The sequence below is a fragment of the Microcoleus sp. B7-D4 genome, from assembly GCF_036705125.1.
Taxonomy (GTDB): domain Bacteria; phylum Cyanobacteriota; class Cyanobacteriia; order Cyanobacteriales; family Microcoleaceae; genus Microcoleus.
Genome location: NZ_JAUBTT010000175.1, coordinates 1 through 8,594, shown reverse-complemented (window position 1 = coordinate 8,594; position 8,594 = coordinate 1). Strand labels below are relative to the sequence as shown.

Genomic DNA, 8,594 nt, shown 5'->3' with positions numbered 1-8,594 from the left:
AGTATTCGGGCCACCAAACAGTCGCAATTTCTCGCAATTTTTCGGCATCGGCGGGGGCGATAATTTCTGGCTCTGGCACGGGTTGGGGGGGGTTTGGTTCTTGCGGATTGTCGCTACCGGCGCTCGGCTTCGCCGTCAGTTCCGAGAATATCGCTCGCTCCGAATCGGTCAAAGCGGCCCAAACTTTCTCGCGGTTTGCAGCTCCCCTAGCACAGACATCTTTAAGGATTGGCAGAATGTCGGCCGCTGCCCGTCGTGCAGATTCGGAGTCGGGTTCTGCCGTTGCTATCCGAATCATGTCCCGCAGGTTGAGTTCATCTTCGTTGAGTTCAGAGTGCGGGGTTTGACGGAGTTTATGCGGGGTTTGTGCGGGGTTTGTTGCGGGGTTTAAATCTTCTACTGGTAAGGGTTCTGATATTTTGACGGGGTTGACGGGGTTCAAACCTACTTTTTCTATTTTCACTGCTTCTGTTTCCTGGTTCGTCTTGTGGCTTTCCTCATGCGATGAAGAAGTTTCGGTTTTATCTGCAATGTTTAAAGGGTCTAAACCCCGCAAATAGCTGTAATTCCCGTCTGGCAAGGATTCTGAACCCCGTCGTAACCCCGTCGTAACCCCGTCAAACCCCGCATCAAACCCCGCATCATTGGTAGGAGAATCTTGAGGGATAAGTGCCGAAAGTACATCAGAATGAGTGGGCGATGTTTCCCCTTCGGTGCGAAGTCTTAGTCCTTCAATCCAACTGCGACCACGGGAACGCTGCCACTTGACTCCAGTGAGTTCAAGGTAATCGTTGCAGAGCTCCGAGAGCATCTTTGGATACTTGATATGAGAAACTGCTTTGAGGTTGGAGTCGCACCAATTCTTGTAATGTTCGTAAACCTTGCCCGTAGGTGTCGAGGCAGTCGGGTCTACAATCAAGCAATCATCAAAGTGAGCTGCCACGCTGTTGGTTTGCAGTTTCATGTCCCATTCTTCGAGCTTGAATTCTGCAATCTGATTTTTGCCTACCCCTTGAATGCACTCGGTAACTGTGCTGTCAGAAAGGCTAAGAGCCACGGCAATGAGTTGAGAGATTTCTTCATCCATCTCCGCTTCAATGTTTGAATTTCGCAACACCGCTGGTAAGGGATTGTCGAAGTGAACAAGACACAAACGGCGGTCTAAACCAGTTGTATCGCCTACGAAAATCGGGTTGTTACTTCCAATGATTAGTAAACCGTAGAAAAAAGCATCAGAGGCTGGTTTATATACTTCCCGGTAACTAACGGCATCGCCACCAGTCAAGGACAATATCGCATCTACACCCAAAGCAGTGCGCTCATCTGGACAGGCTACCAATTGCTTGTCGATAATACTGGCAATTGTTGAGCCGTCATCCATATTTTTGAGTTTGCATCCTTTCCAATTCTCTCGACCTACTATTTTTTGAAGTAGTCGAATAAATGTACCCTTTCCGCTCCCCGGCTTACCGATTAAGTGAACGAGCATCTGCAAGTCAAAAAATCGAAACTTAAGCAATCCGTTGATGATTGCCAACAGTTTGAGGATTTTCTTGCGGTTGCCCTGCATTGCCGTATTCATCCATCGGTAAACCTTCGGGCAGTTTAGTTTTAACGTCTCCAACACATCGCTGCTTGTACTGCCTGTGAGAGGCTTGTATTCATAAGGAAGGTGTGAAGTAAATCCCATACCCGGCGAGTGGTCTAAGCGTGTAAACCTGCTAGCATCGAGCACGTAATTATTGAAATTGATGTAACGCTTCCTGTCCCAAGTTTGCCAGCGAGCAACCCTCAGTCTTTTGGTTAAAAGTTTGAGTACGTCAGTTAAGTAGGCGTCCCCGCTGTAAGGAATATTTTTGGCATCAATTACGGTCATTAGTAGACTTTCAAAATTGCCTATTTCGATTTTCTCCCATTCTTTGCCAGTCCATATTCGCCAAGCTTTTTGTTCATTGTCAAATTTCCACTGATGCCCGTATTCTTCTGCTATTTGCGCTGCTGTTTCGCGGGGAGTAGGAGGTTTTTTCTGGGTAGGCTTATCCCCTTCTTTTTCGTCGCCAAACAGCTTTGCTTTACCAAGAATCCTTCTGAATTCCTCAATTCCTTTGTGCTGAATAAAATCATCCATCCCTTTGAATTCCTCTTTCGGGCCCGCTTCCCATGCGCCCGTGACAGTTCTCACTAACACATTGAATTTAGCCAATTGCTTGGCCAATTTCTTCTCGGCTGCGCGGACATTTGGATTTGTGGCCGCATCGGCATCAAAGCCAATGATAAAGCCAAAGCCAGCCTCTGCGAGCTTTCTCAGCGCGGGTACTAGAAATCGCTGATTTTCGGGGTCGCGGGCTTTGCCTGTCAGGCCTTGCTCTACTCCCAGCAAGGAAATTGTGGGGATGCCATTTGAGCACCCGGCAAGGGCTTTAAATACTCCCTCAGTAAGGAGAATATAAGGCACATCATTGATATAAAAAGCTTCTCGCTTTAGGGCTTCAATCTCCCAGTAGAGCGGGTTATCGGGAGATGGGGGGACGAAAGCATCAAATTCTCCGACTGACGTTAAATACTTTGGCGGCTCCTTTTTGCCTCGCTTCGGTTCTCGGATATTAGGCCGGAATTGTACTTGCCCATTTTGCCCTATGAACAGGATGCCCGCCGATTTTGTCGAAATCCCATAGAGCGAAGCTTGGGCGATGCTGGCACTGAAGCTGCATTCGCGGGCCCAAGGATTGAGCAGCCCTCTACCTGCGATGTGGGCTTCGTGTTCGGGCGTGAGGAATTTTTTATCGATGCTGCATAGAATCCCCCCTAACTCCTGATTTCCTTGCTCTTGAGGGGGGGATACTGATAGAATTGAGGCAGATCCAGGGGTTGACGCATCTCCACATAGGGGGGATGCAGATTGTGCAGATTGAGTTAAATCGCCAGCAAAATTGGTTGCAATTTCTTCACTGTGTGGCATCATATGAGGGTGGGAAGCTTTCAATGTTTGTTAGACATTGAAAGGAGTATCCTAATTCTGTTCAAATCTTGGCGGACGAGAAACAGAGTTAGGGGTTTACGCAATAAGAAAAATATACCGCAAAGCGCTGAAAGCATCATTGCTGGAAGCGCTTTTGTGTTGTCTAGCCCCGGCTGCTAGACCTTGGCTAGCAGGTTATTAGACATTCGCTAGTATCTTTAACTAGCATCCTTGGGAGTTCCCTTCCGCTTGGTCTTGGCTTTGGCCGTGGCGGTTGGTTTTACTGTTGTAGACACGACGGGCGCTCCCTGTGAATCTTGGGCAAGCATCGCCCGTCGTTCTTCCAGCGCTTTTTTAACGAATACGAGAACTAATTGAGGAATGGTGCGATACTCTTCATCCGCCCACGCCTTCAACTCTTCATACTCATCGTCATCAAAACTGATAGTAGTTCTAGGCCGCTTGGTAGTCATGGGATTGCGTTGACGTGTATCAACATTATCCGCAAAAGTCTACCGATACAAAAACTTGCTACCAATTACATCACTATTGACAAGTGATGTAAATTGAAACTAAAATAGCACGCATAGCGAATCGATGCCAAATCGATTCCGAATTGATTCTCCTTAAGCAGGCTAAACTATGAACCTTAAAAACCAAGCTGTGATTGACGTAGAGGTTGAGTCAATCGATTCCACCGATTCCGAATCGATTGAACGCTGGTATCCCGCAGCGCAAGTACAACAGATTCTCGGATTGAATAAATCTGCATTGCAGAAGGCGATTGCTAAACTGCAAGGCATTTACGGACTCGACCTCAAAACCTTACGCCGTGGAGGTGCGCGGGCTACTGAATACTCTCGAATCGCTCTAGATGCGATTGAATTATTGAATTCAGGAAAGTTCACTGAACTCCGAAAACTGGTACAAACAGCACCAGCCGCGACCTCTCCCTCGCAAGTCTCAACACTGACAATCTCCGAATACACGCCAGCGCTCGATCGACGAATTGCCGAATTGAACCAAAATGCGACTTCTACTTCGGCATCTCTGAACCAAAACGTGATGCAACTTCTGGCACAAATCGCAACCGAAAACCAAGCGGCCCAACAGCGCGATGCTGACTTGGACACAGCCGAAATCAACGCAGCTCAAAACCGTGGGGCTGCACGAGCTCTCGCAGTGTTTCAAGCTGAACAGAAGGCACAAGCTGAAGTTCTGGCACAACTGCGGGCAATGAAGCTAGGAGGGGCTGAATAATGGCTTTTTACAAAGTAAAAGTGCAGCGGGAATGTAAAACAACTCGAACCTTTAATGTTGTAGGAACCCGCCCGCAGGAAGCTTTACAGGCTGCTGCCCTGCAATTAAGAGAGGAAGGAGTAGCGGATGCTATAGCGATTGCAGTGATTGGGCAAATTAACAGTTTGAGGGAGTGAAAATGGTACGAATTATTAACGGTGTAGTTTTTGACGACGGTAAACCCGGCAAGCGAGTCATTAACACCAACGGCGGAAACTACGTCGAGAACATCAAAGGCGACTACATTGCTGGCACAGTCATCAATCACAAGTCACCAACTCCAGAGCGCAAGGATTTATCGAAAGATGGCGACGCAGTTGACGTTAAGGCTGAGGAGGTTTAATTATTGAAAACCAAGAAAGCAAGCGAAATCGAGGAAGGCGACATAGTTAACTTCTGGTCAGGTTGGGGAACGGCAAACCAAACAGTTTCTAGGGTAGCCGAAGTGACCGACTGCCAAACAAAAGCAGAGCTAATCTTGATTGAAGTAGATGGCGAAACAGATGGCTTGAAGTGGCCACCAAACACAGAGATTCATGTAACCGAACAGGAGGCTTAAGTGATGCTTAACGATGATGACAACTTCGATAAAAACCTGACCAAGATAATGGTTGGGGGTGTGCTTATAGGGGGCACTCTTGTCTTTGCAATTGGGTACGACACGGGCTATCAATCGGGCGCAAAGCGAGTCCCGGAGCCAACAATTATCCATGGCAACGTGACGATTAACAACAGCATAAATCTGGATTCAGATGGTGCTGGCAGTGTATCTGAATAGGAGGGCTTGAGCAATGACCAAAGTTTTTGAAATTACGCCTGAATCCAATCCAGAAATCTGGGCTCAGTTGCAGCCGCCTGTTACCGATGAGCCAGAGCGTCCGTGCATCAACTGCGATAACCTCGGATTCCCGGAGTGCCAATTTATGGCTGTTGGACTGGATTTGGCAACGGCGATCGAACTTTCGGAAAGCTGGCGGCGCGGTGAATATTTGCTGGCTGTCGGACACGATGGAGCAGATCGAGTTAGCCACAAGCTCAATCAAATGACGAACCAGCCAACACCCGTCGAAAAGTAATTGGCTGGCCGTATAAATCATCCCTCCCTTAGCAAAAAGGGGGGGACTCATCTAAGGAGATTTTACTATGGATTTTGGACGCGACAACAGCAGCGTAGCAATAAGGAACCCAGCAGCCGGACACAGCCCCTACATTGATGAAAAAGCGGGAGACTGGGCCGACACAGAGGCTGACATTCTCTCTTACTTGAGCGATGTTACGAAGCTTGAAGCGATGGCAGATAAAGCTGCCAATGCCGAACAGCTTGCCCTAGTTTTAGAGCCATTTTTAGATAACGCTGAAACCTATCTGGAGGCGCTGGGGAAAATCGCTGATGGACAGGTTACTTGGACAGAAATTAGGAAAAAATTTGGCTCTAAAGTCGGGAATGCCATCGCTAAAATCCGCAAGCTAAATGCGGAATTTGGGTCTGAGATGGAGCAACTAGACGCTAAAGACCGTGCAGCGATGCTGAAGATTGAAACCAAGCGTCAGCACGGACTAGCCGAGATTGCTTCTGAGCTCACAGGCGACTTACAGGCTGAGCTGTGGCGACACGAGAACAAGATGGAAGCTATCGCAAACAGGGGTGAGGTGGCGTCCAAGCGTCAAACCATCCAAGAATCGCTCCGAGAACGCCGACAGAAGCTGCTCAGTCGAGCCACAGTCGGCTCGGACAAAGGGATTCAGGAAAAAGTGCCAGTGACTATTGGATCTGCCAGCAACAACAGCGCCAGCGTGTCGGCAACTGGTACAGCTAGAGGGTTTGGGGGCTGGTTTGCGAACGTAATGAATTTCAACAACCGTTAAGCAAGAGGGGACTTATGCACGAATTTATCGGGGCCAGTCCCCTTTCCTTTTCGGGAGGGGGACAGCACCAGCACCAACAACAACAGCAATATCAAGTTACAGCAGCACCAACAATTGACCAACCGCAGCCGGAGGAAACTAACGCCGAGCGCCAGTATCGGGACGCTGCCAATCTGTGTGAAGTCGTCGCACCCGTAGCTATCGGTTCAGCAGTGGTTTTTGCATTCCATCTGATGCAAGTCGCAGGCGGTTCGATAGTGCCAATAGGGGTTTATCAGGTTTATCTATTAGCCAAGATTACCGGGCAATCTAAGCACCGCTTGGCTACTGCAATTGTTGGCGGTGGCGTGACGCTTGGCATGATTGCCAGCCTTGCCGAACCGTTATCTGAAGGGCAGCAAGTAGGGGACGCAGAACCACGCTTGGAGATAGGCATCAAAGAAATTCAGACGGTTAAAAAACCTGTTTCAAGTAACTTTGATTACTTGCCTTCAATTGGGCTTGTCATTATCGTTTTCTGCCTAATGTTCAAAGCCAAAGGAGGGAGCAAGTAATGACACCATTAACCGAAAAACACGCTCAATTACTTAAGTCAAACCGCGCACTGCTTCTGACCTTTGAAAGACTCCCGGTTGGCGCTAAGTTGTCGGCAGTCGGTTTGGCGCTTGTGATTGGGATATATAGCGGAATAAGCGCCTTGACCGGGACGGCTAGTAATCGGGTGCAACTCTGTATCCGCAACAAACAAGCTTTGCAATGCGTTGATAAAGCGGGCAAACCCTACATCATGACCGAGTATTATGCGGAGAAATGGAAAGCAAATCCTCTAGTAGTTGTTCATAATAAAATCCCTGCAACTAACCCACATAAAGCGCTGTGGATGGCGCTTTGTGGATGCAGTTTTTGGGTTGGAGGTGTTGGGTTTCGGAGCTTGCAGAATTCCGAGCGACAGCTTGCAAACTACGAGATTCTTGCAGATAAACGCGACCTAGCAAAAGGGCAACTGAATGCTCGTGTTGAACTGCTGGAAGATTGGCGGGCAATGAGGGTTAAAGAAGTACAAGCCGAGGGCGATGTGGAAGCTGCTGCCAACGATTGCGCTGTGGTTTTGAAGCAGTGTGAAGTTTTGGGTGAAGCCGACATCCGCATCGCTCAAATGGAAGCTGAGGAAGCTATTTTTGAGGCAGAAACTGCGGGGCTACCAGAGGACAAAAAGCGCGAATATGTTGAGTTTTTGCGGAACCAAAAGAATCCCTTTCAACTTCGGCTGACCGGAACCCAAACATTCGACGGCATCAATGACCCTAGCGACAAAGTGGCTGATTCAACAGCGTCAGCAATTGAGCCAAACCCAAATCTTCAGATAGCCCGTCAAGTCGCAGCCAAAGTCTTGAATTCTCTGGCAGCTATCAACACATCAATTTTTCTGGCGGGTCCTACTCGCACTGGCAAAACTCGCACTCTACACAAGTGGCTGCGGGACACAAAGACGCGCTTTCCAGAGGCTGAAATCTACGTCATCGCCCAAAAATACGAAGATTTTCCGGGTGTTCCGAGAGACAGAATTATGATATTTGACCCACTACTTCCAGAGGAGTCAATGAAGTTTTTGGATGAGGTTTACGAGAAGTTGCAGCGTCGGAAATCTAAGCCAGCAACAGAGGAAACCTACCGCAAGCGACCTATTAAAATAATCCTTGAAGATTGGTTCGCGACTTACCAGTGCTTAGTGCAGAAACGAAACGCGCAACTGTGGGAAGACAAGGCTTCCAAATTGGGAAGTATAGCGACCGTAGGGGGTCAGTATAACGTCGGCTACTTCATTTGCACCCAAACTTTTAACATTGCATCTAGTGGGGTTGCAGATAGCAATATTCGCCTTAATTTAGCCTTGTTAGCTCAAGGATTGGTGAGGACTACGAGCAACGGTGAGGAACAGGGGTCTTATGGCGTAATCGAGCAAATGTTAAACAACTCAAACGTCATCGCAAGCAAGGAAACACGGGATAAATTAGCAGCCGAATTGAGCTTATTAGTCCCGGATTCAATGACCGAGCAAACTCCAATTATCTTTTCCACAATTGGCAATCCAGTGCTAGGACTGATGCCACGAATTGAGGTAAAAGAATCATGGATTGATGATGATTCTGGTGCTCAAATGGACACTTTCAATAGTTCATCGGGAACGGCTAATAGCCATCACAAACCCCAGCTTTCTGACGCTGAATACTGGGAGCGGATTTACGATTTGGAGTTCGATTTGGGGGATAAAAAGCCGTCCGATAGTCCGATGGAAGATAGCACCTCATCGGATAGCGAATCGGACAGTGAATCGGGCAGCGAGATTGAGTCCGATGAGCTGGAACCTTTACCAAGTAAAGTGTCAGGGGGAGTGTCCGGCTTTGTGTGGACTGTCCGAGCCGTCAGTCAGATGTTCCCTAATGTGGCTCCTGAGCGTTTATTTTCCTCG

11 protein-coding genes are annotated in these 8,594 nt (G+C 48.2%); 9 read left to right on the top strand and 2 right to left on the bottom strand.

All coding sequences use genetic code 11. The features are described 5' to 3' along the window. Nucleotides 1-2,962, bottom strand: a 2,962-nt coding sequence (locus QUB12_RS35800) for a DUF3854 domain-containing protein (protein ID WP_333310864.1), incomplete at its 3' end; no start/stop codon positions are given. A 215-nt stretch (nt 2,963-3,177) separates the two neighbouring features. Continuing rightward, a complete protein-coding gene (locus QUB12_RS35795; protein ID WP_333310862.1) occupies nt 3,178-3,432 on the bottom strand; it encodes a ribbon-helix-helix domain-containing protein in 255 nt (84 codons plus the stop codon). A 169-nt stretch (nt 3,433-3,601) separates the two neighbouring features. Here QUB12_RS35795 and QUB12_RS35790 point away from each other — a divergent pair, with 169 nt between their 5' ends. The 9 genes from QUB12_RS35790 to QUB12_RS35750 all read left to right on the top strand — a co-directional run. After that, on the top strand, nt 3,602-4,219 hold the full coding sequence (locus tag QUB12_RS35790; RefSeq protein ID WP_333310861.1) for a hypothetical protein: 618 nt from the start codon (nt 3,602-3,604) through the stop codon (nt 4,217-4,219). Next, complete coding sequence (locus QUB12_RS35785) at nt 4,219-4,395, top strand: hypothetical protein (protein WP_333049028.1); 177 nt, start codon at nt 4,219-4,221, stop codon at nt 4,393-4,395. The genes QUB12_RS35790 and QUB12_RS35785 overlap by 1 nt, the downstream gene beginning before the upstream one ends. 2 nt (nt 4,396-4,397) lie before the next feature. Further along, nucleotides 4,398-4,601, top strand: coding sequence for a hypothetical protein (locus tag QUB12_RS35780; protein WP_333049026.1), 204 nt, complete (start codon nt 4,398-4,400; stop codon nt 4,599-4,601). Nucleotides 4,602-4,604: 3 nt separating this feature from the next. Then, entirely contained in the window at nt 4,605-4,817 is a 213-nt protein-coding gene (locus QUB12_RS35775) for a hypothetical protein (protein WP_333310858.1), read from the top strand. 3 nt (nt 4,818-4,820) lie between these two features. Further along, complete coding sequence (locus tag QUB12_RS35770; protein ID WP_333310856.1) at nt 4,821-5,036, top strand: hypothetical protein; 216 nt, start codon at nt 4,821-4,823, stop codon at nt 5,034-5,036. Nucleotides 5,037-5,049: 13 nt separating this feature from the next. Next, on the top strand, nt 5,050-5,334 hold the full coding sequence (locus tag QUB12_RS35765; protein ID WP_333310855.1) for a hypothetical protein: 285 nt from the start codon (nt 5,050-5,052) through the stop codon (nt 5,332-5,334). A gap of 67 nt (nt 5,335-5,401) precedes the next feature. After that, nucleotides 5,402-6,124 carry a hypothetical protein gene (locus QUB12_RS35760; RefSeq protein WP_333310853.1) on the top strand — a complete coding sequence of 241 codons (723 nt, stop codon included), beginning with the start codon at nt 5,402-5,404 and terminating at the stop codon, nt 6,122-6,124. Between the two features lie 14 nt (nt 6,125-6,138). Continuing rightward, complete coding sequence (locus QUB12_RS35755) at nt 6,139-6,678, top strand: hypothetical protein (protein WP_333310852.1); 540 nt, start codon at nt 6,139-6,141, stop codon at nt 6,676-6,678. Then, nucleotides 6,678-8,594: hypothetical protein (locus tag QUB12_RS35750; protein WP_333310850.1), on the top strand; the 1,917-nt coding region annotated here is incomplete at its 3' end. The genes QUB12_RS35755 and QUB12_RS35750, both read left to right, overlap by 1 nt.

Excerpts from the sequence above, each read along its gene's own strand:
- QUB12_RS35795 (WP_333310862.1), bottom strand. The coding sequence starts at position 3,432 with ATGACTACCAAGCGGCCTAGAACTACTATCAGTTTTGATGACGATGAG.
- QUB12_RS35790 (WP_333310861.1), top strand. The coding sequence starts at position 3,602 with ATGAACCTTAAAAACCAAGCTGTGATTGACGTAGAGGTTGAGTCAATC.
- QUB12_RS35785 (WP_333049028.1), top strand. The coding sequence starts at position 4,219 with ATGGCTTTTTACAAAGTAAAAGTGCAGCGGGAATGTAAAACAACTCGA.
- QUB12_RS35780 (WP_333049026.1), top strand. The coding sequence starts at position 4,398 with ATGGTACGAATTATTAACGGTGTAGTTTTTGACGACGGTAAACCCGGC.
- QUB12_RS35770 (WP_333310856.1), top strand. The coding sequence starts at position 4,821 with ATGCTTAACGATGATGACAACTTCGATAAAAACCTGACCAAGATAATG.
- QUB12_RS35765 (WP_333310855.1), top strand. The coding sequence starts at position 5,050 with ATGACCAAAGTTTTTGAAATTACGCCTGAATCCAATCCAGAAATCTGG.
- QUB12_RS35760 (WP_333310853.1), top strand. The coding sequence starts at position 5,402 with ATGGATTTTGGACGCGACAACAGCAGCGTAGCAATAAGGAACCCAGCA.
- QUB12_RS35755 (WP_333310852.1), top strand. The coding sequence starts at position 6,139 with ATGCACGAATTTATCGGGGCCAGTCCCCTTTCCTTTTCGGGAGGGGGA.